The organism is Alkalilacustris brevis (genome assembly GCF_003350345.1).
Lineage (GTDB): Bacteria > Pseudomonadota > Alphaproteobacteria > Rhodobacterales > Rhodobacteraceae > Alkalilacustris > Alkalilacustris brevis.
The window spans coordinates 34,747-60,185 of record NZ_QNVJ01000084.1 but is presented as its reverse complement, the minus strand read 5'-3'; the positions used below and the strand labels follow the sequence as shown (position 1 = coordinate 60,185).

Annotated in this window: 21 protein-coding genes; 10 read left to right on the top strand and 11 right to left on the bottom strand. The window is 67.7% G+C overall.

The features are described from left to right. Positions 1–121: 121 nt before the first annotated feature. Positions 122–1,699 (top strand): DUF5928 domain-containing protein, encoded by a 1,578-nt coding sequence (locus tag DQ229_RS13245; protein WP_114966736.1) that lies wholly within the window; start codon positions 122–124, stop codon positions 1,697–1,699. Between the two features lie 9 nt (positions 1,700–1,708). Then, on the top strand, positions 1,709–2,101 hold the full coding sequence (locus DQ229_RS13240) for a histidine triad nucleotide-binding protein (RefSeq protein WP_114966735.1): 393 nt from the start codon (positions 1,709–1,711) through the stop codon (positions 2,099–2,101). Between the two features lie 57 nt (positions 2,102–2,158). Here the strand turns inward: DQ229_RS13240 and polA are convergent, their stop codons facing one another. Continuing rightward, the gene (polA, locus tag DQ229_RS13235; RefSeq protein WP_114966734.1) at positions 2,159–5,005 is read right to left on the bottom strand and encodes a DNA polymerase I; all 2,847 of its coding nucleotides are present in this window, start codon (positions 5,003–5,005) and stop codon (positions 2,159–2,161) included. Between the two features lie 130 nt (positions 5,006–5,135). Further along, on the bottom strand, positions 5,136–5,339 hold the full coding sequence (locus DQ229_RS13230; protein WP_114966733.1) for a zinc-finger domain-containing protein: 204 nt from the start codon (positions 5,337–5,339) through the stop codon (positions 5,136–5,138). A gap of 129 nt (positions 5,340–5,468) precedes the next feature. On the opposite strand from DQ229_RS13230, the gene DQ229_RS13225 reads away from it, so the two are divergent. Then, positions 5,469–6,413, top strand: coding sequence for an ABC transporter ATP-binding protein (locus DQ229_RS13225; protein WP_114966732.1), 945 nt, complete (start codon positions 5,469–5,471; stop codon positions 6,411–6,413). A gap of 186 nt (positions 6,414–6,599) precedes the next feature. Further along, positions 6,600–7,508 (top strand): PhzF family phenazine biosynthesis protein, encoded by a 909-nt coding sequence (locus DQ229_RS13220; RefSeq protein ID WP_114966731.1) that lies wholly within the window; start codon positions 6,600–6,602, stop codon positions 7,506–7,508. A gap of 37 nt (positions 7,509–7,545) precedes the next feature. Here the strand turns inward: DQ229_RS13220 and DQ229_RS13215 are convergent, their stop codons facing one another. The 6 genes from DQ229_RS13215 to DQ229_RS13190 all read right to left on the bottom strand — a co-directional run bounded on the left by DQ229_RS13215 (position 7,546) and on the right by DQ229_RS13190 (position 16,574). After that, the gene (locus DQ229_RS13215; RefSeq protein WP_114966730.1) at positions 7,546–7,770 is read right to left on the bottom strand and encodes a DUF2798 domain-containing protein; all 225 of its coding nucleotides are present in this window, start codon (positions 7,768–7,770) and stop codon (positions 7,546–7,548) included. Between the two features lie 158 nt (positions 7,771–7,928). Continuing rightward, on the bottom strand, positions 7,929–9,380 hold the full coding sequence (locus tag DQ229_RS13210) for an FAD-linked oxidase C-terminal domain-containing protein (RefSeq protein ID WP_114966729.1): 1,452 nt from the start codon (positions 9,378–9,380) through the stop codon (positions 7,929–7,931). 226 nt (positions 9,381–9,606) lie between these two features. Further along, positions 9,607–11,700, bottom strand: coding sequence for a hypothetical protein (locus DQ229_RS13205; RefSeq protein ID WP_114966751.1), 2,094 nt, complete (start codon positions 11,698–11,700; stop codon positions 9,607–9,609). A 19-nt stretch (positions 11,701–11,719) separates the two neighbouring features. Further along, positions 11,720–14,572, bottom strand: a complete 2,853-nt coding sequence (locus DQ229_RS13200) for a DUF4159 domain-containing protein (protein ID WP_114966728.1) — start codon at positions 14,570–14,572, stop codon at positions 11,720–11,722. Next, positions 14,566–15,570, bottom strand: a complete 1,005-nt coding sequence (locus DQ229_RS13195; RefSeq protein ID WP_238381080.1) for a DUF58 domain-containing protein — start codon at positions 15,568–15,570, stop codon at positions 14,566–14,568. The genes DQ229_RS13200 and DQ229_RS13195 overlap by 7 nt, the downstream gene beginning before the upstream one ends. Continuing rightward, on the bottom strand, positions 15,567–16,574 hold the full coding sequence (locus DQ229_RS13190) for an AAA family ATPase (protein WP_114966727.1): 1,008 nt from the start codon (positions 16,572–16,574) through the stop codon (positions 15,567–15,569). Before DQ229_RS13190 ends, DQ229_RS13195 begins: the two co-directional genes overlap by 4 nt. A gap of 93 nt (positions 16,575–16,667) precedes the next feature. Between DQ229_RS13190 and DQ229_RS13185 the strand changes: the two genes are divergently transcribed. The 6 genes from DQ229_RS13185 (at position 16,668) to mgtE (ending at position 23,197) form a co-directional block, all read left to right on the top strand. Then, complete coding sequence (locus DQ229_RS13185; RefSeq protein WP_114966726.1) at positions 16,668–17,261, top strand: DUF1285 domain-containing protein; 594 nt, start codon at positions 16,668–16,670, stop codon at positions 17,259–17,261. Then, positions 17,258–18,424 (top strand): FAD-binding protein, encoded by a 1,167-nt coding sequence (locus DQ229_RS13180; RefSeq protein ID WP_114966725.1) that lies wholly within the window; start codon positions 17,258–17,260, stop codon positions 18,422–18,424. The genes DQ229_RS13185 and DQ229_RS13180 overlap by 4 nt, the downstream gene beginning before the upstream one ends. Before the next feature lie 5 nt (positions 18,425–18,429). Next, positions 18,430–19,734 (top strand): glycolate oxidase subunit GlcF, encoded by a 1,305-nt coding sequence (glcF, locus tag DQ229_RS13175; RefSeq protein WP_114966724.1) that lies wholly within the window; start codon positions 18,430–18,432, stop codon positions 19,732–19,734. Between the two features lie 54 nt (positions 19,735–19,788). Beyond that, positions 19,789–20,610, top strand: a complete 822-nt coding sequence (locus DQ229_RS13170; protein ID WP_114966723.1) for a trypsin-like serine peptidase — start codon at positions 19,789–19,791, stop codon at positions 20,608–20,610. A 345-nt stretch (positions 20,611–20,955) separates the two neighbouring features. Beyond that, positions 20,956–21,459, top strand: a complete 504-nt coding sequence (locus DQ229_RS13165; RefSeq protein WP_114966722.1) for an Hsp20 family protein — start codon at positions 20,956–20,958, stop codon at positions 21,457–21,459. 379 nt (positions 21,460–21,838) lie between these two features. Then, on the top strand, positions 21,839–23,197 hold the full coding sequence (gene mgtE / locus DQ229_RS13160; RefSeq protein ID WP_114966721.1) for a magnesium transporter: 1,359 nt from the start codon (positions 21,839–21,841) through the stop codon (positions 23,195–23,197). A gap of 77 nt (positions 23,198–23,274) precedes the next feature. On the opposite strand, the gene DQ229_RS16855 is transcribed toward mgtE, so the two are convergent. Genes DQ229_RS16855 through DQ229_RS13145 form a run of 3 tightly spaced genes read right to left on the bottom strand, consistent with a single transcriptional unit; the run spans position 23,275 to position 25,402 of the window. Then, the gene (locus DQ229_RS16855; RefSeq protein ID WP_238381079.1) at positions 23,275–23,652 is read right to left on the bottom strand and encodes a hypothetical protein; all 378 of its coding nucleotides are present in this window, start codon (positions 23,650–23,652) and stop codon (positions 23,275–23,277) included. A gap of 41 nt (positions 23,653–23,693) precedes the next feature. Next, complete coding sequence (locus DQ229_RS13150; protein ID WP_114966720.1) at positions 23,694–24,722, bottom strand: endonuclease/exonuclease/phosphatase family protein; 1,029 nt, start codon at positions 24,720–24,722, stop codon at positions 23,694–23,696. Beyond that, positions 24,719–25,402 carry a molecular chaperone DjiA gene (locus DQ229_RS13145; protein WP_114966719.1) on the bottom strand — a complete coding sequence of 228 codons (684 nt, stop codon included), beginning with the start codon at positions 25,400–25,402 and terminating at the stop codon, positions 24,719–24,721. The genes DQ229_RS13150 and DQ229_RS13145 overlap by 4 nt, the downstream gene beginning before the upstream one ends. Positions 25,403–25,439: the final 37 nt, after the last annotated feature.

Here is a 25,439-nt window from a genome sequence, read left to right as displayed (position 1 = left end):
CGGAGCGCCCTGTGCCGGGCGCCGGGGCAGGTAAGCAAAGAACCCCGCTCTTTTCAACGGCTGTCGGGCAGGGTTACACAGAAGCGGCCCGAGTTTCATGCCCACGGGGAATGCCACAGGAATGACGCGTATCGCCTTTCTCTTGCTGTGCCACAAGGATCCGGAGGGCATCATTGGCCTTGCACGGCAGCTTGTCGCGGCGGGCGATTGCGTGGCGATCCATTTTGATGCCCGCGCTTCGCATGCCGATTACGCGCGGCTGCACGCTGCGCTCGCGGGGCAGGAGGGGGTGGTTTTCACCCGGCGGCGGATAAAATGCGGCTGGGGGGAATGGTCGCTGGTCGGGGCCACGCTTGAGGCGGCGCAGAGCGCGCTGGCCGCCTTTCCCGATGCCAGCCATTTCTACATGATTTCGGGCGACTGCATGCCGATCAAATCGGCCCGTTATGCGCATCGCCTGCTGCAGGCCGAGCCGGCCGACTATATCGAAAGCGTCGATTTCCATACCTCCGGCTGGATCAGAACCGGGATGCGCGAGGATCGGCTGCACTACCGCCATTACTTCAATGAACGTCGCCACAAGCGCGCCTTCTATGCCAGCCTCGAGTTGCAGCGCAGGCTGGGCCTGTCACGCCGCCCGCCCGAGGATTTGCGGATCATGATCGGCTCGCAATGGTGGTGCCTGCGGCGCGCAACGCTTGAGAAGGTGCTGGCGTTTTGCCGCGAGCGCCCCGATGTGGTGCGCTTTTTCCGCACCACATGGATTCCGGACGAATCCTTCTTCCAGACCCTGGTGCGCCACCTTGTGCCCGAGTCCGAGATCCGCAGCCGCACGCTGACCTTCCTGATGTTCACCGATTACGGAATGCCGGTCACCTTTCACAACGACCATTACGATCTTCTGCTCTCGCAGGGCTACCTTTTCGCGCGCAAGATTTCGCCCGGCGCGGCGGAACTCAAGGTGCGGCTTGGGTCACTCTATGCAAGCGACCGCGATGATTTTACCATCACCGACGAAGGGCGCGCGCTTTATGCCTATCTGGCGGGCAAGGGGCGCGTGGGCCAGCGTGTGGCGCCCAGATTCTGGGAGCGTGAAGCCTCGCTGGGGCGCGAGCGCACGCTGCTGATCCTGTCGAGCAAGAAATGGCATCTGGGCCAGGAGATTGCCGCGCGCATCGCGGGCGCAACCGGTATCCCGGCGCTGGGCTACCTGTTCAACGAGGCTGACACGCCCCTGCCTGACCTGGGGGGAATTGAAACCAGCGTCGAAAAGCGCACGCGCCACCGCCGGGCGCTCCTGCGTCTACTTTACGAGGTGCATGGCACTGACCGGCTGCTGATCTGCCTTGATCCGGGCAGTTTCGACCTGTTCGAGGATTTCAGCGCCGATCGCGCCCATTGCAATATCCTGCATCTGGAAACCCGCCCCGACGAGGCCTTCCTCGCCGGCCATGCCCGCCGCCTCGGCCTGATCGGCGAGAACAGCGCGCCAGACATGCTGCAACAGCTTCTGCCCGCGCTGCGCAACGATCTCAGGCACGAGGAAGAGCGCCTGCGCGAGGCGGGCTTTGCGCATTTTCGGACGCTTGGCCCGGGCACCTCTGCGCGGGCCGCCACCGTCACGCTTGCCGACTATCTGGGCATCACGCAAAAGGCCGCCGCGGCGCTTGGCGTGTCCCGACTTATCCGCGATGAATGAGGTTTCACCATGAGCTACCGCTACGACCCCGAGAACATCTTCGCCAAGATCCTGCGCGGCGAAATCCCCTGCCAGAAGGTTCTGGAAACCGAGCACAGCCTGGCCTTTCGCGACATCGCCCCACAGGCGCCGCATCATGTGCTGGTGATCCCCAAGGGGGCTTACGTGTGCTACGAGCATTTCGCGGCCGAGGCGACGGATGCCGAGATCCTGGATTTCACCCGCGCCATCGGTGAGGTTTGCCGGATCGAGGCGATCAGCCCCGGTGCAGGTGGGGCGGGGTATCGCCTGATCTCGAACTGCGGCACCCACGGCATGCAGGAGGTGCCGCATCTGCATGTGCATGTGCTGGGCGGCCGGGTGCTGGGCAGGATGCTGACGGCCAAGCGCGAGGCGGGCTGAGCGGCCTTTCCTGCCTGTGCCTGCGTTCCGCTAGCCCGCGCCGGCCTCGCGACGGGGTTAGTGCGCCTCGGCCCAGTTGCCGCCCTGGCCGGCATCGACCACCAGCGGCACGTCAAGCCGCACGACCGGCTCGGCCGCGCCTTCCATCACATCGCGCACGCGCGCGATGGTTTCGTCCACCGCGTCTTCGGCCATTTCGAAGACCAGTTCGTCATGCACCTGCAACAGCATGGTCGCCGCCAGCCCCTCGATCGCGGCGGGCACACGGATCATCGCGCGGCGGATGATATCGGCGGCCGAGCCCTGGATGGGTGCGTTGATCGCCGCCCGGCGGGCAAAGCCCGCGCCCGGCCCCTTGGCGTTGATCTCGGGGGTGTGAATCTTGCGCCCGAACAGCGTCTCGACATGGCCGTGCTTTTTCGCAAAGGCGATGGTGTCATCCATATAGGCGCGGATACCGGGGAAGCGCTCGAAATAGCGGTCGATGAAGCCCTGCGCCTCGCCGCGCGGGATGCGCAGGTTGCGCGCCAGCCCGAAGCCCGAAATCCCGTAGATCACCCCGAAATTGATCGCCTTGGCCTGACGGCGGATTTCCGGGGTCATCTGATCGAGCGGCACGTTGAACATCTCGGACGCGGTCATGGCGTGGATGTCATGGCCCTCGCGGAAGGCCGCCTTGAGCGCGTCAATCCCGGCCACATGCGCCAGGATGCGCAACTCGATCTGGCTGTAATCGAGGCTGACCAGCCGCTTGCCGGGTTCGGCCACGAAAGCGGTGCGGATGCGCCGGCCTTCCTCGCTGCGCACGGGAATGTTTTGCAGGTTCGGGTCGGTCGAGGCCAGCCGCCCGGTATTGGCCCCCGCGATCACATAGGATGTATGCACGCGGCCAGTCTCGGGGTTGATATGTTCCTGCAACGCGTCGGTGTAGGTGGATTTCAGCTTGGCAAGCTGGCGCCAGTCCAACACCCGTGCGGGCAGGTCATGGCCTTCGGCGGCCAGATCCTCCAGCACGTCGGCGCCAGTGGCATAGGCGCCGGTCTTGCCCTTCTTGCCGCCCGCGAGACTCATCTTGTCGAACAGGATCTCGCCCAGCTGCTTGGGGCTGCCCACGTTGAACTTTTCGCCCGCAAGCTCGTGAATCTCGGCCTCAAGGCCCGCCATCTTCTGGGCGAAGGCGTTCGACATGCGCGAAAGCGTATCGCGATCGACACGGATGCCCGCCATTTCCATCGCGGACAGCACCGGCACCAGCGGGCGCTCCATCGTCTCGTATACGGTGGTCACGCGCGCCGTGTGCAGCCGCGGCTTGAGCACCTGCCAAAGCCGCAGGGTTATGTCGGCATCCTCGGCGGCGTAGGGCGTGGCCTCGTCTATGGGCACCATGTCGAAGGTCCGTGCCGATTTGCCCGACCCCAGCAGCGGCTTGATCGGGATCGGCTCGTGGCCCAGATAACGTTCTGAAAGAGCGTCCATTCCGTGCCCGTGCAGCCCGGCATGGAGCGCGTAGGAGATCAGCATCGTGTCATCGAAGGGTGCTACGGTGATGCCATCCTCAAACCCCTTGCCGCGCTGGCGGGCGAAGATCTTGGCGTCATATTTCATGTTCTGCCCGATCTTCAGAACCGCAGGGTCTTCCAGCAGCGGTTTCAGCGCGGCGAGCACCTTTTCGCGGTCAAGCTGCCCTTCGGCCAGCGCTGCATCATCAAACAGCCCGCCCTGCTGCCCGTCGCCTTTGCGATGCGCCAGCGGAATGTAACAGGCCCGCCCCGGCGCCACTGCCAGCGAGATGCCGACAAGATCGGCGCGCATCTCGTCCAGGCCGGTGGTTTCGGTATCCACCGCGACAAGGCCGATGGCGTCGATTTCGTCGATCCAGCGCTCCAGCGCTGCCCAGTCGCGGATGCACTCATAGGCGGCTGTGTCGAAGGGCACTGCCTCGGGCGCGGCGGGTTGTGCGGCGGTGCCGCTACCACCGGCAGCCTTTGCAGCGACTTCGGGAATGACGGGCGCCTCGACCCCCATCTTGTCGGCGATGCGGCGCGAGAGGGTGCGAAACTCCATCTCGGCGAGAAACGCCATGAGCTTGTCGGGCTCGGGTTCCTTCACCTCCAGATCGTCCAGCCCGAAATCGAGCGGCGTTTCGCAATCAAGCGTTACCAGCCGCCTGGAGATGCGCACCTGTTCGGCATAATCGAGCAACGTCTGACGGCGCTTGGGTTGCTTGATCTCTCCGGCGCGCTCCAGCAGGGTTTCCAGATCGCCGTATTCGTTGATCAGGAGTGCCGCCGTCTTCACCCCGATCCCCGGCGCGCCGGGGATGTTGTCAACGCTGTCCCCGGCCAGCGCCTGCACATCGACCACCCGCTCGGGGCCGACGCCGAACTTGGCCTCCACTTCCTCGGGGCCGATGCGCTTGTCCTTCATGGCGTCGAGCATCTCGACCCCGTTGCCCACAAGCTGCATCAGATCCTTGTCGGAGGAAATGATCGTCACCGTGCCGCCGGCCTCGCGCGCCTGGCAGGCCAGCGTGGCGATGATGTCGTCGGCCTCGTAGTCCTCGACCTCGATGCAGGCGATGTTGAAGGCGCGCGTGGCGTCGCGGGTCAGCGGAAACTGCGGGCGCAGATCCTCGGGCGGCTCGGGGCGGTTGGCCTTGTACTCGGGGTAGATCTCGTTGCGGAAGGTCTTGGAGGAATAGTCGAAGATCACCGCCGCATGGGTGGGCGCCTCGGCGCCATTGTTGCCCTCGACATACTTGAACAGCATGTTGCAAAACCCCGCCACCGCCCCGATGGGCAGCCCGTCGGACTTGCGGGTCAGCGGCGGCAGGGCGTGGTAGGCCCGGAAGATGAAGCTGGACCCGTCGATCAGGTGCAGGTGGTGGCCTTTGCCGAATGTCATTTCGCGCGCCTCCGGGGCTGCCACATGTCAAGCCGACTCGATGCGCGCCCGGGCTGGGCGCTTGTGTGCCGTGTTCGGCGCTGCGTCCTGAAATGCCCGACCGGAACTTCGGCGGCAAGGCGGATTGGTATCAAGCCGCGCGCCCGGTGTCGCCGGCATGGTCCTCGTGGATGAATCGCTTGTCGCAATAGCCGCATTCCACCCAGCCCGTGTCATGCGGGATCGACAGCCAGACGCGCGGATGGCCAAGCGCGCCCTCGCCCCCGTCGCAGCACACGCGGTATCTGGAGACCACCTCGAATTCAGGGGCGTCATGGGCAGGGGTGCGGGTCATCGGCAGGGGCCTTCCTTGTCGCGGATCGAGAAACGGCTTAAGTGCTGCGCATGATACCGAAAGCGCAGGCATGGACAAGGGCCGGACGCGGCCCTGTTCGCCGCTCCGTTTCAGACAGGTGATACACGCATGACCGATTACGCGATCGAGATCGAGGGCCTGCGCAAGGTCTATGCCTCCGAAGGCGGGCAGCCGGCGAAGACTGCGCTGAATGATATCGACCTGCAGATCCCGGCAGGGTCGATCTTCGGGCTTTTGGGGCCGAACGGCGCGGGGAAGTCGACGCTCATCAACATTCTGGCCGGGTTGGTCATCAAGACCGCGGGCAAGGTGCGCATCTGGGGCTTTGACCAGGATGTGAATGCCCGCCAGAGCCGCGCCGCCATCGGTGTGATGCCGCAGGAGCCGAATATCGACCCGTTCCTGACGCCGCGCACCGCGCTTGAGGTGCAGGCGGGGCTTTACGGTGTGCCGCGCCGTGCCCGGCGCACCGACGAGATCCTGGAACTCATCGGCCTGACCGACAAGGCCGACGCCTATATGCGCAACCTCTCGGGCGGGATGCGGCGGCGGCTGCTCTTGGGCAAGGCGCTGGTGCACATGCCGCAGATCCTCGTTCTCGACGAGCCCACGGCGGGCGTGGATATCGAGTTGCGGCAGACCCTGTGGCAGAATGTGCGCCGCCTGAACCAGGGCGGCATGACGATCATCCTGACAACCCACTACCTGGAAGAGGCCGAAGAGATGTGCGACGAGATCGCCATCATCAACCACGGTGCGGTGGTCGCGCGCGACCGTACCTCGGCGCTGCTGGGGCGGCTGGATGCCAAAACGCTGGTGGTGCAGCCAGAGGGGGCGGTGCCGGCGGCGCTGTCGCTGCCCCAAGGCGTCAGCGTCGAGCGCCGTGCCGATGGTGCCCTGGTGCTGGGCTATTCGCGCAGCCGCATCACCGCGGGCAAGCTGCTCGAGGCGCTGGCCGACGCGGGCGTGCGGATCGCCGACCTGGCCACCGAGGAGCCGGATCTGGAAGATGTCTTCCTCGATCTGACCTCGGCGCGCGCGAGCGCGATCTGACGGCGCGCGCATCCTGCGCCGGTCTGTCCTTGCGCGGCGCGGCGCTGATTGCCGCCGCCGGATGCCTGTCAGTGAGGATATTTTCGCCACAGTGAAGGGTATTGTGCGCAGGGGCAACTTCTGTTCTGCCTGCAGGGGCAGGCGTGAGAACCTGCAAGCACGAAAGGGAACGCGGGGGGCGAACAGATGCAGGAGGCGCTGGAATTTCACACGCTCGACGTGTTCACCGACGAGCCGTATTCAGGTAATCCGCTGGCCGTGGTGCTGGGGGCGGATGCCCTGACGGATGCGCAGATGCAGGCGATCGCGCGCGAGTTCAATCTTTCCGAAACCGTGTTCGTGATGGCGCCGGCCCGGCCCGAGCATACGGCGCGGCTGCGCATTTTCCTGCCGCGCGCTGAAATCCCCTTTGCGGGGCACCCCACTATCGGCGCGGCGGTGCTGCTGTCGGGCCTGCTTGACGGGGCCGGGGAGGCGCACAGGCAGCTTGTGCTGGAGTTGGAGGCCGGGCTGGTGCCGGTGCGCGTGAGCCGGCAGGCCGGGCGCGTGCGCGCCGAGCTTACGGCGCCTGTATTGCCCCATGCCGTGCCGGTGCCTGCACCTTCGGCCGCGGCGGTGGCGCCGGCACTGGGGCTGGGTGAAGGGGACATGGGCTGCGGGCCGCATTTGGCGCCGGCGCTCTGGCAGGGTGGGCCGCGCTTTCTGTTCGTGCCGCTGCGCGACACTGCCGCGCTGGGCCGCGCCCGCCCGAGCGAGCCGCGCTGGTCGAGCATCATGGCCCAGGCCGGGACCGACAGCGCCTGGCTTTACACCCGGGTCGGGGCAGGGGCCTATCGGGCGCGGATGTTCTCGCCCGGCTCGGGCGTGGCCGAAGATCCGGGCACAGGTTCGGCCTGCGCGATCCTTGCGGTCGAATTGCAAGCCGCCGGGCTGCTGGAGAACGGCATCACCCGGCTGACCGTCACGCAGGGGGTCGAGATGGGCCGCCCCTCGCAGATAGCGGTTTCGATCAAGTGCGATGACGGGGCCTTGCGCTCGGTGCGGATTGCCGGCGGTGCAGCCCCGGTGAGCGAGGGCCGGATCATGCAGCCCTGAGCCTGGCCGCGCCGGCCCCGCAGGCGGACGCCTGGGATCAGTCGCTGACCAGTTTTGCGACGATCCGCCGGGTCAGCGGGGCCACGAACAGCACGGAGGGGAACGCCACAGCCCATGAAGACATCCAGCTCCAGAACCATATGGTGAAGAAGCCGGGCACGATGCCGAGCGCCATGAAATTGACGATGCCGGCGATCAGAAATGTCATCATGAATGTCAGGAAGAATCCGAAAACGACATGCTCGAAGCGCTTGGGAATCATGTGTGAGGGCCTCCGGTTGTTTGGTGGCGCGGCGACGGGCGCGCACGCGGCTTTTCCGCGGGCATCCTAGCGGCACATGGAGCGATGGAAAGGCCCCCTGGCGCCGATTTTCACGGCATGGTTCGTTCAGGGGTTCAGGGGTTCAGGGGTTCAGCGGCTCAGGGCGCCGCGGCACCTGCCGCCTGCCGGTGTGCCGCGCTGGCGTCCAGCGGAAACACCTTTGCCGGGTTGAGCAGCCACTCGGGGTCGAACACATCCTTGACGCGCATCTGCGCGCGCAGGTCGTCGGGGGTGAACTGCACCGCCATCAGATCACGCTTTTCGACGCCCACGCCATGCTCGCCGGTCAGGCAGCCGCCCATTTCGACGCAGAGTGTCAGGATGGCTGCGCCCAGGGCCTCGGCCCGCTCCAGCGCGCCGGGGGTGTTGGCGTCGTAGATGATGAGCGGGTGCAGGTTGCCATCGCCGGCGTGAAAGACATTGGCGACAGGCAGATCGAATTCCGCGCTCAACGCGGCGATCCGGTCGAGCACCTGCGGCAGGGCCGAGACCGGGATGGTGCCATCGAGGCAAATGTAATCGCCCAGTTGCCCCATCGCCCCGAAGGCCGATTTCCGGCCCAGCCAGATCAGCGCGCTTTCCGCCTCGCTGCGGCTTTCGCGCCAGGCCACAGGGTTGTGCTGGGCGGCAATCTCGCGGATCAGGGCAAGCTGATGGTCGATTTCCACGGGCGCGCCCTCGACCTCGATAATCAGCAGCGCCTCGCAGTCGGGGTAGTCGGCATGCGCGAAATCCTCGCAGGCGCGGATGCAGGGGCGGTCCATGAACTCGATCGCGACGGGCAGAAGCCCCGCACGAATGATATCGGCCACGCAGGCCCCGGCGGCTGCGTTGGTATCAAACCCCATCAGCACCGGCCGCGCGCCCTCGGGTCGGGGCAGGATGCGCAGACAGGCCTCGGTCACGACGCCAAGTTGCCCCTCCGAGCCGCAAAGCACCCCAAGCAGGTCAAGCCCCGGCGCGTCCAGGTGCGGGCCGCCCAGATCGATCACCGTGCCATCCATCAGCACCACCTTCGCCCCCAGCAGGTTATTGGTGGTGACGCCGTATTTCAGGCAATGCGCGCCGCCCGAGTTCATCGCGATATTGCCGGCAATGGCGCAGGCCAGCTGGCTTGACGGGTCGGGCGCATAGAAGAAACCATGTTCCGACACGGCCTCGCTGACCGACAGGTTGGTGCGCCCGGCCTCGACTCGGATGAAGCGGTTGGCGGTGTCGATTTCCAGAACGCGATCCATGCGCGACAGCCCCAGCACCACGGCATCGGCGGTGGGCAGCGCGCCGCCGGCCAGCCCGGTGCCTGCCCCGCGCGGCACGACCGGCACGCGCGCGGCATGGCACAGGCGCAGCACGGCGGCGACTTCGTCGGTGCTGCGGGGCAGGGTCACCGCAAGCGGCGGGCAGGCATAGGCCGAGAGCGCGTCGCATTCATAGGTGCGCAATCCGGCGGGGGAGTCGATCACGCCATCCGGGCCAAGCGCGCCGCGCAACTGCGCAAGGATGTCGTCGCGGCGTTCGAGGATGGCGGGGTTGGCGTGGGGCATCTGCATTGGCGTGGCTCGCAAAGGGGGAGTTGGAGTAGCGTGACGCGGATTGCGGGGGCTGGCAAGGGATCACTTGTTCTGTCCCGGGCGATTGCCGGGGAATATCTTGGCGCGTGCCCGCGTTGAACTGGACGCGTCCGTTTCCGACCAGAGGGCATGCGCCCGCCGTCGTGCCGCAGACACACCCATGGCATGAGGGGGGCGCCGGGCTGCGGCCTCGCTCACCCGCCGCCTACTGCCGCCCCTCGCGTAGCCAGGCCCCCAGCGCCAGCGCGGCGGCCAGCATCAGCCACAGCCAGGCCGGCAACAGCGGGGCAATGGACAGGTCGGTCGTAAGGTAGGCCTCGCGCGGGGTGAGGCCGATCCAGCCGCGCCCGCTGGCCGCGCGGCCCTCGCGCACCTGGCGCAGGTCGGGCAGGCCATCCTCGATGCGCAGCGCCGCGCCGCGGGTGGCCGAAATGTAAGGTTGCACAAGCCCGGTGGTGGCAATCGTGTTCTCGAATTCGCGCGGGGCCGAGGGGCCAAGCGCGACAACCGTGTCGAGATCGCCATCGCTCAGCCTGTAAAGCCCGATATCGGGGGCGTCCCACCGCGCGGTGAAGCGGCCTGGCTCAGACTCGGTCAGTTCCAGCGTCACGGACTCGCCCTCGGGGGTGGTGAGGGTGACCTCGCCGGCGCTGTCCTCCAGCGTTCGCCGGGTGACGGTGATGCGCTGTCCCTCGGCGGTGGCGGTCAGGGCCTCTTCCTCAAGCTCGGGTTCGCGCATCATCCAGTGCGCCAGCCGCCGCAGCAACTCAAGCTGCGGCCCGCCGCCTTCATAGCCGCGATCCCACAGCCAGGCGTGATCCGAGGCCAGCAGCGCAAGCCGTCCTTCTCCCACCCGGTCGAGCATCAGCAGCGGGCGGTCGCCGGGGCCGCTCATGACGGTCTGGCCCTGGCGGGCCTCCATCTCGATCAGGCGAAACCAGCGGCCCCAGCCAGGGCCGTCCATGTCGCCCTCGCCACCGGGTTGCAGGGCCGGAGCATGGGCCTCTAGCCCGGCGGTGACGGGGTGGCGGTTGCCCAGGTCGGTGATGCGGGGCGTGAACCCCTCTTCGAGGACGCGCGATGTCGGCCGCCCGGGAAAGATATCGCCCAGGGGCGAGCGCCAGATACTGTCAACGCTCGCCAGTTCCGGCCCGGCCGCCACCAGGATCGCGCCGCCCTGTTCGACATAGCGGCGCAGGTTCTCGAAATAGGCCATTGGCAGGATGCCGCGGCGGCGGTAGCGGTCAAAGATGATCAGATCGAATTCGTCGATCTTCTCGACGAAAAGCTCGTGCGTGGGAAAGGCGATCAGCGATAGCTCGGAAACCGGCGCGGCGTCCTGCTTGTCGGGCGGGCGCAGGATGGTGAAATGCACCAGATCGACGCCCGAGTCGGATTTCAGCAGGTTGCGCCAGGTGCGCTGCCCGGGGTGCGATTCGCCCGAGACCAGCAGCACCGAAAGCCGGTCGCGCACACCGTTGATCTGCACCACGGCGCTGTTGTTGCGGTCGGTCAACTCGCCCTCGCTATGGGCGATCTCGAATTGCAGCACGTTCATGCCGCCCCGTTCCAGCGTAACGGGCAGTTCGAGCGGTTGATCGGTGGGGACCGAGACCGTGCGCGCAGGCTCGCCGTTTAGCGAAAAGGAAAGCCGCGCCTGCCCGGCAAACTCGGGCGGCACCGGCCCCTGATCCTCGATCATCAGGGTCAGCGTGACCGGCTCGCCCAGGATCGCGAAGGCCGGCGCGTTGCGCACGATCAGGCGGCGGTCCCAGTCGCCGTCAACGCCCGTCACCAGTGCGTGCAGCGGCGCGGGCAGGTCGGGCGCAAGCTCAAGGTCATGGATCTGCCCGTCGGTGACCAGGATGGCGCCGGCGATGCGGTCGCGCGGCTCTTCCGACAGCGCGGCCTGCAACGCCCCCATCATCAGGGTGCCGCGATTGTCGGCGCCATCACCGAGCCGCACCACGCGCAATTCGGTGTTGGCCAGCGTCTCGACCCGTTCGCTGACATGCGCCACCGCGGCCTCGGTCTGTGCCGGGCGGTCGGAAATGCGGTTCGACGCGCTTTCATCGACCACCAGCAGCACGATGTCGGGCAGGCTGCTGCGCTCTTCGCTTTGCAGCGAGGGGTTCGCCAGTGCGGCCAGCAACACCAGCGCCGTCAGCCCGCGCAGCCACCAGCCGCCCAGCCGCCGCCACACCGCCACCATGAGCGCGCCCAGCGCCAGCGCCGAGGCCAGGTAGAGCACCGGCCAGGGCAGCAGCGGATCGAGTATGAGGCTTTCGCCCAGTATCATCGGCGCGTGTTCCTTGCGTTCATTGGCCCAGCCGCTCGAGCAGGGCAGGCACATGCACCTGATCGGATTTGTAGTTGCCGGTCAGTACATGCATGATCAGGTTCACCCCGAAACGGTTGGCGATTTCGCGCTGTCGCTCGCCCGCCTGACCGCGCCCGATGCTTATCATCGGCTGGCCGCGTTCGTTGGTCGCCCAGGCCGCGGCCCAGTCGTTGCCGCCGATCACCACCGGCGTCACCCCGTCATTGAGGCTGCGAAACGGCATCCCCTCGGCCTGTTCGGTGTCGGGCGGCGCAGCCTCGACCCAGACCTCGCCATCATGGCGGCCGGGGAACCGTTGGATCAGGTAGAAGGTGCGAGTCAGTACGTGATCCTCGGGCACGGTCTCAAGCGGCGGAATGTCGAGCGGCCGCGCCAGTTCCTGCAACCGCCGCCCAGTGGGCGAGGAAAAACCGAAACCCGCCATGTCGGCATCGCGGGTGTCGAACAGGATCATCCCGCCGGTGCGCAGATAGCGGTTGAGCCGGGCATAGGCCGCGTCCGAGGGCGTGGGCATCTCGGCGGTCACCGGCCAGTAGAGGAAGGGGAAGAAGGCCAGCTCGTCGTTTTCCAGGTTGATGCCGATGGGGTTGGCCGGCTCGACCGAGGTGCGCAGTGTCAGCGTGCGCGACAGCCCGCGAAGCCCAGCCTCGGCCACCTCATCGACGCGCGGATCGCCCGTCAGCACATGGGCCAGCACGACCTCGGATGTGGCGCGCAGGGCCAGCCGGTCGTCGGCGGGCGCGCCGTTGCCCGAGTTTTGCGCCAGCGCGGGCCCCGAGATCGGTGCCACCAACGCCAGCGCCAGTGCCAGCCCCGGCACCAGCAGCCAGCCCGACAGCGCCGCGCCGGCCCCCCTCCCGCTGCCGCCTTTTCGACTGGCGCGCCCCTGTCCGGGCAATTGCCCGGACAACCAGAGCGTGGCGAAAACGTCGATCAGCAGTGCGAGTAACCCGACCGAGAGGAAAGCCCCCTTGAGCGGGGTTTCCCGAACAAGCTGCACCCCTTCAACCCGGACATTCGCGGGCCAGGCAGTGCGGACAAGCGCGCGCTCGGGCGCGATGGCATTCAGCGCCAGCCGCCGCTCGCCCTCGGCATAGATGCCCGGGGGCAGATCGGCCGACACGGCGCCGTCGGCCAGGCGCGGCCCGTCGATCCCGGCCATGCTGCCCGCATCCCACACCGCGCCGAAGGCATCGAGCACCTGCCGTGGCACCCAGGTCGAGCCGGCAAGCTCGTCGGCGCCGGGCCGGCTGGGGCGGGTGGAGACGGCCAGACGTTCAAGCATCTGCACGAACAGCCCCGAGATCGGCAGCGTGGACCATTCGGCATTGGCGGTGACATGAAACAGCACCACCTGCCCCTGGCCCACATGGCGGCGTGTCACCAGCGGTGTGCCGTCGGCCAGCGTGGCGATGGCGCGCTCGGTCAAAGCAGGGTCGGGCTGGGCCAGAACCTGGGCGCTGACGGTGACATCCTCGGGCACTTCCAGCCCATGGAAGGGCGATTCCTCGTTGAACGGCCGCAGCGCGCGCGGCTCGCCCCAGCTCATCGCGCCGCCCACGGTGCGTCCGCCCGCGCGCAGCCGAACGGGCATCAGCGGGTCGATCTCGCCACGGCTGATGTCGCTTCCGGCGACGCGGGGGCCGGCAAAGCGCAGCAGGAGCCCGCCTGCCTCCATCCATTCCACCAGCATGTCGGCCTCGATGTCCGTGACGCGGGCGACATCGGCAAAGACGACCACATCGGGGTTGGCCAGCAGGATATCGTCAATCCCGCCGGTGATCAGGTCTGCCACCGGATCGAGCGCTTGGCGCAGGTAATAGAGCGGCGAAAGCAGTTCCAGCGCCTCGCGCCCTTCGCTGGGGGCCAGCAAGGCCACCTTGCGGCGTTGCAGCGCGTCATCGGTCAGGCTGGTCGCGCCGGCGCTGGGCTGGCTGGTGATCTGAAACCGGGTGATGCGGTTGCGCAACTCGGGCTGGAGCGACAAGGCAAGCTCCCCCTCGGTGGCGCCTGCGTCAAACGGAACCGTGCCGCGGGCCAACTCGCGCATGTTGCCCGCCGGATCGGGGCCGTGGGCGGTGATCTCGATCTCGGTTTCCGGGGCGGCGCCCTCGATAGCGGCGCGAAGGGCGGTGATCTTTATCAGCCCTTCCTCGAAACGGGCCGGTTGCAGCGCGTAGATCGGACGCGGACTTTCGAAAACGGTGACGGGGCCGCGCTGCTCCAGCGTGGCAAGCAGCGCCTCGCGCCCTTCGCGGGCCAGCCCGTCGGAAAGCCAGAAGGTTTCAAACCCGCCCTCGGGCAGGGCGGCGGCCAGGGCCTCGGCGGCGTCCGGCTCCCAGGGGTTGGGCTCCAGCCCGGCAAGGCGGCCGCGCCAGTGCTCGGCCGGACGTAGGGGCAGGGTGGTGTCGGCAGGCGGGTCGCTCAGCATGGCCAGCGCCACGGGGCGGGCATTGCGCGCGGCATCGGCCAGCAGGTCGTCAAGCCGCCGGGTGCTGCGCTGCCAGTCGGGGGCATTGGCCCAGCTGCCATCGACAATCACCAGCAGCGGGCCGCTGCCCGCTTCCTCGGCGCGCGGGTTCAGTACCGGGCCGGAAAAGGCGATGATGACCGCGGCAATCGCCACCAGCCTGAGCAGCAGAAGCCACCAGGGCGTGCGGTCGGCCTGCGTTTCCTCGTCGCGCAGGCCCAGCAAAAGCGCCACGCCGGGAAAGCGCCGCACCACCGGCGCGGGCGGCACCGCGCGCAAGAGCCACCACAGAAGCGGCAGCGCCAGCAGCCCCAGCAGCAGCGCCGGCGCCGTGAACCCCAGCGGCCCCAGCGTCAGCATCGCCGCCCCCTGCGTTCAAGCGCGTGATAAAGCGCCACCAGCGCACCCAGCGGCGGCTGGTCGGTATGGTGGCCCTGAAACAGCCAGCCGGTGCTGCGCGCCAGCGCCGCCAGCCGGTCTTTGCGTTCGGCCAGCCGCGCCAGATAGCGCGCACGCAGATCGCCCGCCTTGCGGGTCTCGTGGCGCAGGCTGCCGCCCATGCTCTCGAAGATGGTGCGCCCGTCGAAGGGAAAGCTTTCCTCGACCGGGTCTAGCACCTGCACCATGACGCCGCGCACACCGCGCTCGGCGGCGGCGGTGACGGCGCGCTCGATCGGGGCAGGATCGCCGAAGAAATCCGAAACCAGCACCGCACGCCCATGCGCGGGCAGGCCGCGCAGATCGGGCTGGCGGTATTCATTGCTGCTGCCCGCTGCGGCGGAGGCAGCCCCGGCCATCTCGACCAGCGCCAGCGCCAGGCGGTCACGCTGCACGGAGCCGCTGCGCGGCGGCAGGCCGGGGCCGCCGGAGGCGTCACAACTGCCGGCGGCCCCGGCCCCTTCTTCGGCAACCGAAAGCGCCCGCCCCCCGGCCAGCCCGACCCGTTCGCCCCCGCGCAAAAGCAAGATGGCCGCGGCCAGTGCCAGCAGCCGTGCCCGCGCGCCTTTCTCGGGGCGACTGGCCGCGCCGGCAAAACGCATCGAGGCCGCATCATCGACCCAGAACACCACCGACTGCGCCGCCTGCCATTCATGTTCGCGCACGAAATGGGCGTCCGACCGGGCCGAGCGGCGCCAGTCGATGCTGCGGGCGGCATCGAGGGCATGGGCCGGGCGGTATTGCCAGAATTCGTCGCCCGTGCCGGCGCGGCGGCGGCCGTGCTCGCCCAGCAGGATATTGGCCGCAAGATGCTCGGCCTCGGCCAGCAGGGGCGGCAGCCCGGCCGCCGCCGACTCGGCGCGGTGGCGCAGGGTGGCCGCAGCCTGACGCGGCAGCGTGGTATCTCGCGGCGCGCTCAAGCGGCGGCCTCGGCGCGGGTGACACGGTGCGCGACCTGTTCGATCAGCGCAGACAACGTGTCGCCCCGCGCCCGCGCGGCAAAGCTCAGTGCCATGCGGTGACTCAGCACCGGGCGGGCCAGTGCCATCACGTCCTCGGGCGCGGGGGCCAGCCGGCCGCCGATCAGCGCCCGCGCCCGCACCGCCAGCATCAGCGCCTGCGCCGCCCGCGGCCCCGGCCCCCAGCTTACGGATTCGTTCACGGCATCGTTGGCTTCGGCCTCGCCGGGGCGACAGGCGCGCACCAGGTCGAGAATCATCTCCATTACTGCCTCGCCCACCGGCATCCGGCGCAAAGTGGTCTGCGCGGCAAGCAACTCGACCGCGGTGAAGACGGCGCTGGCCTCCTCCTCCTCGGTGCCGGTGGTGGCCAGCAGGATGGCGCGTTCGGTGTCGCGGTCGGGGTATTCCACGTCGATCTGGAACAGGAAGCGGTCGAGCTGCGCCTCGGGCAGGGGATAGGTGCCTTCCTGTTCGATGGGGTTTTGCGTGGCCAGCACATGAAACGGCATGCCCAGCTTGCGATGCTGCCCGGCGATGGTCACCTCGCGCTCCTGCATCGCCTGCAGCAGCGCCGACTGCGTGCGTGGGCTGGCGCGGTTGATCTCGTCGGCCATCAGAAGCTGGCAGAAGATCGGCCCCTCGATGAAGCGAAAGGCGCGGCTGCCGTCAGTGGCGGTTTCCAGCACTTCGGAGCCGAGGATGTCGGCGGGCATCAGGTCGGGGGTGAACTGGATTCGGTTGCCGTTCAGCCCCATCACGGTGGACAGCGTATCGACCAGCCGCGTCTTGCCCAGCCCCGGAAGCCCGATCAGCAGCGCGTGCCCGCCGCACAGCATGGCCGAAAGGGTCAATTCCACAACCCGTTCCTGTCCGATGAAGCGGCGGTTGATGCTGTCGCGCGCGGTTTCCAGCCGCTCGCCGAGCTGTTCGATTTCCGCGACAAGGCGCGTCTGATCGTCCATTCTGTTTTCCCTCTCTGCGCGTGACGCCGGGGGGCGCTATGCTGTATGACGTTTGTAGCCGAACTATGCCACCGGGAGCGCCAGGCAAAAAGGATGAGCACACAAAAGATCGTGAAAGCCACGGCGGAAAGCGTGATGTCGGCGGCCAGCAGGGCGGCCAGCGGCGGGCGTGGCCTGCCGCCGGTGCACAAGTGGAACCCGCCGTTCTGCGGCGATCTCGACATGCGCATCGCCCGCGATGGCACCTGGTTCTACCAGGGCACCCCCATCGGGCGGCCTGCGATGGTGCGGCTGTTTTCCTCGATCCTGAAACGCGAGGGTGACAGGTATTTTCTTGTCACACCCGTCGAAAAGGTGGGAATCACCGTTGATGATGCGCCTTTCGTGGCGGTCGATTTCACCGCAGAAGGGCAGGGGCGCGATCAACGGCTGACCTTCACCACCCAGGTGGGCGACAGTGTGACTGCAGGCCCGGATCACCCGATCCGCGTCACCCGCGATCCGGAGAGCGGCGAGCCATCGCCCTATGTGATGGTGCGCGCGGGGCTCGAGGCGCTGATCGATCGCAAGAGCTTTTACCGCCTTGTCGATCTGGGCGCAGATGAGATGCACGAGGGTGCGCGCTGGTTTGGGCTTTGGTCAGGCGGGCGGTTCTTTCCGCTGATTCCCTCGGATGAACTGCCATGAGTGGAGGGGTAGCGGTGCACACACCTGCCGATGAGGCCGAGCTTGCCGAAATGTTGCGCGCGGCTTCCGGCCCGCTGGACATCATTGGCGGCGGCACCCGGATCGCCGTTGGGGGCGGGGCGGCGCTATCCACTGCCGCGCTGACGGGCATCACCGAGTACGATCCCGGTGCGTTGACAATGACCGCGCGTGCCGGCACCCCACTGGACGAGATCGAGGCGCGCCTTGCCACCGAGGGCCAGCGCCTCGCCTTCGAGCCGATGGACGCGCGCGCGCTGCTGGGCACCGGCGCGGCACCGCGCCCGGGCGGCACGGGCGCGCCCACGGTTGGCGGCATGGTGGCGGCCAATGCCTCGGGGCCGCGCCGCATTCAGGCTGGCGCGTGCCGCGATGCCCTGCTTGGCGTGCGGTTCATTGACGGGCAGGGCACGATCATTCGCAATGGCGGCCGGGTGATGAAGAACGTCACCGGCTATGACCTGGTGCGCCTGCTTGCGGGCAGCATGGGCACATTGGGCGCGCTGAGCGAGGTGACGCTGAAACTCGCGCCAAGGCCCGAGGCGCAGACAACACTTGCGCTGCGTGGGCTGGAGGATGTGCGCGCGGTGGCGGCGCTTGCCGCCGGGCTGAGCAGCCCCTGGGAGGTTTCGGGTGCCGCGCATTGGCCGGGGCAGGGCACCTTCCTGCGGATCGAGGGGTTCGCGCAGGCTGTCGAGCGCCGCGCCGGGCTGCTGGCTGATTGGCTGGCGCCTTTCGGCACGGCCGAGGTCATCGATGATGCCACCGAATCGGCCGCGCTGTGGTGCGATATCCGCGATGTCGCACCCTTTGCCGGGCGCGGCGGCGATGTCTGGCGCGTTTCGGTCAAGCCCTCGGACGGGCCTGAGGCCGCGTCCCGCGCCAGGGTTTCGCCAGAGGATGTGCTTTACGATTGGGGCGGTGGGCTGGTCTGGATGCTGTTTCCCGAAGGCACCGATCTGCGCGCCCGGTTGGGCGATCTTCCGGGCCATGCCACGCTGATGCGCGCCGCGCCCGATACCATCGCGCGGCTGGGCCGCCAGCAGCCCGAACCGCCCGCCATTGCGGCGCTTTCGGCCGGGTTGCGCCAACAGTTCGACCCGCGCGGGATCTTCGCCGCGCCGGGCGCAAGCGGCAGGGGATAGACGCCATGCAGACCCATTTCACCCCTGAACAGCTGGCTGATCCCGACACCGCGCGGTCGAACGAGGTGCTGCGCGCCTGCGTTCATTGCGGCTTTTGCACCGCGACCTGCCCGACCTATCGCCTGCTGGGGGATGAGCGCGACAGCCCGCGCGGGCGCATCTACATGATCAAGGAGATGCTGGAGAGCGGGCGCGCCGCCGATGCCGACACCGTGCGCCATGTGGATCGTTGCCTGTCGTGCCTCGGCTGCATGACAACCTGCCCATCGGGCGTGCATTACATGCACCTGGTCGATCATGCCCGCGCCCATATCGAGGCCACCTATCGCCGCCCCCCGGCCGAGCGTGCATTGCGCTGGCTGCTGGCGCGGGTGCTCCCGCGCCCCGGGCGGTTCCGGCTGGCGCTGGCGGGAGCCAAGCTGGCGCGGCCCTTTCGCCGGCTGATGCCCGATGCGCGCCTGCGCGCGATGCTCGACATGGCCGCTGCGCCGATCCCGCCGGTCAGCCGCAATGATGATCCCCAGGTCTTCGCGCCGCAGGGCGCACGGCGGATGCGCGTGGCGCTGATGACCGGATGCGCGCAACGCGCGCTCAACACCGATATCAACGATGCCACCATCCGGCTGCTCACGCGGCTGGGCTGCGAGGTGGTGATCGCGCGCGATGCGGGCTGTTGCGGGGCGCTGGCGCATCACATGGGCCGGCGCGACGATGCCCATACCGCAGCGGGCCGGCTGATCCGGGCATTGCACGCCGAACAGGGCGCCGGCGGGCTGGACGCAGTGGTGATCAACACTTCGGGCTGCGGCACAGTGATCAAGGATTACGGGCACATGTTCCGCAACGATCCGCTTGCCGCGCAGGCGGCGGATGTGGCTGCGCGGGCGCTCGACGTCACCGAACTTGTCGCCCGGCTGGGGCTGCCGGAGGGGGCGGGCACGGGCCTGCCGGCGCTGCGCGTGGCCTATCATTCGGCCTGTTCGCTGCGCCATGGCCAGAGGGTGACGGCCCTTCCCAAGGACTTGCTGGAAACGGCCGGCTTCACCGTGACCGAGCCGGCCGAGGCGCATATCTGCTGCGGCTCGGCGGGCACATACAACCTGTTGCAACCTGCCATCGCCGGACAGCTTGGCGCTCAGAAAGCCCGGCACCTGCGCGCAACCGGCGCCGATATGGTGGCGGCGGGCAATCTGGGCTGCATGATGCAGATCACCCATCACGGCGGTGGGCCGGTGGTGCATACGGTCGAACTTCTCGACTGGGCCACCGGCGGGCCGCGCCCCCGCGCGCTTGCCGCCGATATGCCCTGAATTTGCCGCATCCCTGCGTTACTGCCGGATCCTGCCGCCACCAACGGAGTGTCCATGCCCCGCCTGTTTCGCCGGATCGTTGCCGCCTTGGGCGCGGCGCTGCTGCCCGCCGCCGCAGCGATGGCGCAGGTGGGAGCGGATGGTGCGCGGATTCTGTCCACCACGGATGCGGGGCGCGGGTTCGAGGCGGTCGGACGGCTCGATCTGGGGCAGGGGAGCTTCTGCACCGGTGCGCTGATCGCCCCCGATCAGGTGCTGACAGCCGCGCATTGCCTGTTCGACCCCGCCAGTGGCGCGCGCATCGCGCCCGGCGACATCACCTTTCTGGCGGGGTGGCGCAACGGGCGCGCGGCGGCCTATCGCGGCGCGCGTCGGGTGGCGGTGCATCCCGCCTATGTGCCCGCGTCCGAGGATGCGCTGGCGCATGTGCCGCATGATCTGGCGGTGATCGAGCTTGACCGCCCGATCCGCCTGCCACAGATGCAGCCATTCGCGATTGCCCATGCCGCGCGGCCGGGCGAACGGGTGAGCATCGTTTCTTACGCGCGGGCGCAAGCCGAGGCCCCCGCCCTGCAAGAAATGTGCGACGTGCTCGACAATGATCGCCGGGTGCTGGTGTTGTCCTGCCCGGTGGATTTCGGGGCTTCCGGCGCGCCGGTTTTCGCAGCCGGCGCGGGCGGTGCGCCGCAGATTGTCTCGGTCGTGTCAGCCAAGGCCGAGCTGGAGCAGCGCGAAGTGGCCCTGGGCACCGCCCTGCGCGATGAGATTGCCACCCTGCACCAGGCGCTTGCGAATGGCCGCGTGCCGTCCTCCGGTCCGTCAGCCGCGGCCGGCGATACCCGCCCCGAAATTGGCGCACGATTCATCCGCCCCTGAACGCGCGGGCGTATTGCTCTCTCAAGGCCTGTGCATGTCACAGCCCCTTGCCAGACGGCCCGCCCGGCGGCATCGCCGGGCAGCGCCTCAACATACTGTAACGTAGATCCTTTGCTGAGCGCCGCGCCGGTGGTGCCGTCAGGCACAAGCGCCTGCCTGGGCAGGCGCTGCCCTCGGGTCTCCTCTCAAGTCGGGTTATTCAAGGCTCTTCCCTCTTGAATCGCTGCTGGCCGCTTCCCAGATTCCCCGATGTCCAGGCGCCGAAGCCGGGCCTGGGTGTACTGGCCCGTCCCATAAGGGAGGGCCGCGGTTCAAGACATCGCTCAAGCAAGGAGGATGACTGCCATGCGTCGTTTCGACCCTGATGCCCTTTACCGTGCGACCGTCGGGTTTGACCGGATCACCGATCTTCTGGATCGCGTCATGTCCAGCGAGGTCACGACCCCGACCTATCCGCCCTACAATATCGAAAAGACCGACGAGAACGCCTATCGCATCTCGATCGCGGTGGCCGGGTTTGCTGCCGACGAACTCAATGTCGAGGTGAAGGAGAGCGCGCTGATCGTTTCCGCCCGCAAGGCCGAGGACGAGGAAGATCGCACCTATCTGCACCGCGGCATCGCCACCCGCGCCTTCGAGCGGCGTTTTCACCTGGCCGATCATGTGCGCGTCGATGCGGCAACCCATGCCGACGGGATGCTGCATATCGACCTGGTGCGCGAGCTGCCCGAGGCGCTCAAGCCCCGCAGGATCGAGATCACCCAGGGCGGGGCCGCGCCGCAGCGCCGTGCGATCGGCCAGACGGTCGAGGCCGGGAAAGCCCAGGCGCGCGCGCCGGAAGCCGCCTGAGCACCGCGCGACCGGGATGGTCGCGCGCACCTGGTTGCAAGATGACGGGGGCAGGCCGCGTTGGCCTGCCTTCTTGCTTTTCGGCAAACCCGCCGGCCGCGTCCGCAAACCCTGCCAGAGAGGCGTTTTTCGCCTTGGCAACGGTTGACCGCCAGACCAGAGTTGGTATCGCGCGCAACCGCATTCACCGCGCCGGGGCCGGCCCGGCGCATTGATGGAGGCCACTGTGAAAGACGGAAGTAATACCGGCCTGGCCGCGCGCCGCTTCTTGCTTCGCGTGGCTGAAGGCCCTCTTACTGAAATACCGGTCTGACGGCTGACGCGCGCCTGCTGGGCAGGGGCGGCAGGGCTGTCAGGCCCTGCAGTCGGAGGATGACCGATGAACACCACGACCCTGACCCGGGCCGATCTGGCCCTGATGCTGCGCGAAGGCCGCAAGGCCGAACTGGCCCGTAGCTTGCGCCATGCCCACCCCGCCGATGTTGTCGCGATGGCGGGCGATTTCACGCGGCAGGAAATGGCAACCTTGTTGAGCTGCCTGCCCGAAGACCGCCAGGCGGTCCTGTTTGGGTATTTCGACCATGAAACCCAGGCCGGCATTGCCCGCGCCCTGTCGCGCAAGGACATGGCGCGCATCTTCGATGCCATGGCCCATGACGAACGCGCCGACCTTTTCGCCCAACTCGACGAGGACCAGAAGCAGGCCCTCCTGCCCGGTCTGGCCCAGGCCGAGCGCGATGACCTGCTGAAGCTGGCCTCTTACGAGGAAGGTACGGTTGGCGCGATCATGACATCGGATTACGCGACGCTGCCGGCCGACCTGACCACGGTAGAGGCGCTGGCACATCTGCGTCGCGCTGCACCCGATTCCGAAACCATCTACCACTCCTACGTCATGGATGAGGCCGGCCGCCTGGTCGGCACCGCCAGCCTGCGCGAGCTGCTGGTCGCGCCTGACAGCGCGCTTGTCTCAGAGGTCATGCGCCGCGCGCCGCCGCACCTGCGCGCCGAAGACGACCGCGCCGTCGCGGTGCGCATGATCGAGAAATACGACCTGCTGGCCGTGCCGGTGATCAATGGCGGCGATCGGCTGGTGGGTATCGTGACCCACGATGACGCGTTCGATGTCGCGCGCGCAGTAGATGATGTCAGCTTCGCCAGGGTGGGCGCGGTGCGTGACGTGGGCACCTCGATGATGCGCGCCTCGGCGGGGCTGCTCTATCGCAAGCGGCTGCCGTGGCTGGTGATCTTGGTGTTCGGTAACATCTTTTCCGGCGCCGGCATCGCCTATTTCGAGGAAATCATCGCGGCCTATATCGCGCTGGTCTTCTTCCTGCCGCTCTTGATCGACTCGGGCGGCAATGCGGGCAGCCAGTCGGCCACGCTGATGGTGCGCGCGCTGGCCACGGGCGATGTGCGTCTGCGCGACTGGAGCCGGATGCTGGGCCGCGAAGTCGTTGTGGCCGGGGCGCTGGGGCTGACCATGGCGCTGGCGGTATCGGCCATCGGCGTATTCCGCGCGGGGCCCGAGATTGCATTCGTGGTCGCGCTGACCATGGTGTTGATCGTGCTCGTGGGCAGCCTGATCGGGATGTCGATGCCGTTTCTGCTCAGCCGTTTCGGCATGGACCCGGCGACGGCCTCGGCGCCGCTGATCACCTCGCTTGCCGATGCTATCGGTGTGGTAATCTATTTCGCCATGGCGACCTGGCTTCTGGGGCTGCCTGCTGCAGGGTGAGCAGGCCTTTCGGGCCGCGCCTTCGGTGCGGTCCGAATCCCTTCAGGCGCGCCGGACGCCAAAGCACCGGCGGCCTGTCAGATGTCGATTTCCTCGTCCGGCTGCGTGCCCCCCTCGCCCTGCGGCGGCTCGTCGGGCTCAAGCGGTACGCGGCGGCGCAGGATGATGTCGCCATTGGGCAGTATCTCGGGCCGGTGATAGAGCGTAAGGTCGTCGATCATCTTTTCCAGCTCGTCGAAAAGCGGGTCCATCTCGTCCATCAGGCCGCGCAGGATAAGCCGCGCGCCTTCCTCGATCAGGCCCAGCCCTTCGTTCATGCCGGATGTGTCGCCTTCCTCTGAAGCCCATGCCGCACCCTCGCCGGCCCCCGAAAGGGAAAGCGTCGGCGAGACTGCCAGCGCCAGGCCCGTCATCAGGCCCAACAGGCGGCGGTGGAGGGGGCGCATAATCTTCATGCGCGCATGATAGCGCAAATGCGCCGCACGAAGAAGCGTGCTCAGAGATCGATGTCCAGCGTCACCGGAAAGTGATCCGACGCCAAAAGCAGCGCCTCGCGCAATTCGGGAATTTCGAAACAGCCCTTGTCATCGAACGGGTGCCAGATCCGCCATTTGGGGTTGCGCGTGCGCAACTCGGGCGAGATCATGATGTAGTCCAGCAATGCCGAGACATACTGCCCGTGCGGCAGCAGGAACCGCGCCGACGAGGGCGCCGCCGCCAGGTGCTTGCTCAGCGCCTTGCGCGCGTTGCGATCATAAAGCTGCAGGTCGCGCGGCCCGTCCCAGCCTAGCACCACCTCGACGCCCGAGCGGGGAAACAGCAATTCATACTCGTCGATCTCGGGGCCGTCGTTGAAATCGCCCATCACGATCAGCGGATCGCCCGCGCAGAGATGTTCCTCGATCCGGCGCCGCAGCCAGACGCATTGCGCGAACTGCTTGCGCCGGTTCTCGACGGCAAGGCGTATCGCATCCTCGGCATCGCGCGCGCCATGGGGCACCTTGGCCTTGGTATGCACCCCGATCAGCCGAAAGACATTGCCCGCGCGGCTTTCCACAAGCAATTCCAGCGGCGGGCGCGAGAACACGACCTTTTGTTCCGTGCCATTCTCGTCCGGGCCCAACCGAAGCACCCCGTCGAAACGCGGCGCCCCTTCGCGGCCGTGCTTGCCCGTGGGCTCTCCCAGGGGTTCGTGCACGACGCTCAGCGCGTCGGGATCGTAGAGCAGTGCGATCTCCTGCTGGCTTTCGCTGGCAAATCCGATCAGCGCCTTGCGCGTGCGCAGCCCGAAATGGCGCGCGAAATTCTCCAGCGCCGTGACGGATGAGCGCCCGTTGCCCTCGTCGGGGGCTTCGATCACCATCACCGCATCGGCATCCAGCGCGGTAAAGGCAATCCCCAGCCCGTAAAGCTGCTGCGCCCGGCTGATCCCGTAGCGCCCCGAGGGGCCGTCATCCTCGATGGGCATGTGATCGTCACCGAAAAGCGCGTTGAACCATTCGACGTTATAGGTTGCCAGCCTCACGCGGCGCGGTCCCGGGTGATTTCCTCCCAGGCCTTGTTCACCGCGACCAGCCGCCCTTCGGCCAGTTTCACGGCCTCTTCGGGCACACCGCGCGCGATCAGCCTGTCGGGGTGGCTTTCGCGCACGGCGCGACGCCAGGCTGCGCGCAGTTCTTCCATCGGGGCATCGGGCGAGACATCCAGCACTTCATACGGGTCGGCCGGGGCGTCGGGCACGAACCGCGCCTTGATGCAGCGAAAGCAGCGCTCGCTTAACCCGAAGATCCGCGCGACATCATGCAGGAAGGCATCCTCAGCGGGGTCATATTCGCCGTCGGCCACCGCGATGTGAAACAGCCCCTCGACCAGGTCGATCAGCACCGGATCGCCGGGGCCGAACATCGAGGCAATGCGCCGCGCATACAGGTCATATCCCGCCACGTCCTGCCGTGCCAGATCGAACACCCGCGCGGCGTTGCGCTCCTCGCCCGGCGGGATCGAGAACACCTCGCGAAAGGCCGTCACCTCGGATCGGCGCACCTGCCCGTCGGCCTTGGCCATCTTGGCCCCCAGCGCGATCACCGCGATGGTGAAGGCCACGCTGCGTTCAGGCGGGGTGCGCAAATGCTCGAATACCCGGGCGAGACTTTCGCCCCGGGCCAGCGCGGCAACGGCCTCGGCGATGCGTTTCCAGATATTCATGGGTTCAACTTATCCGGTCCTCGCGGTGCTGTCAGCG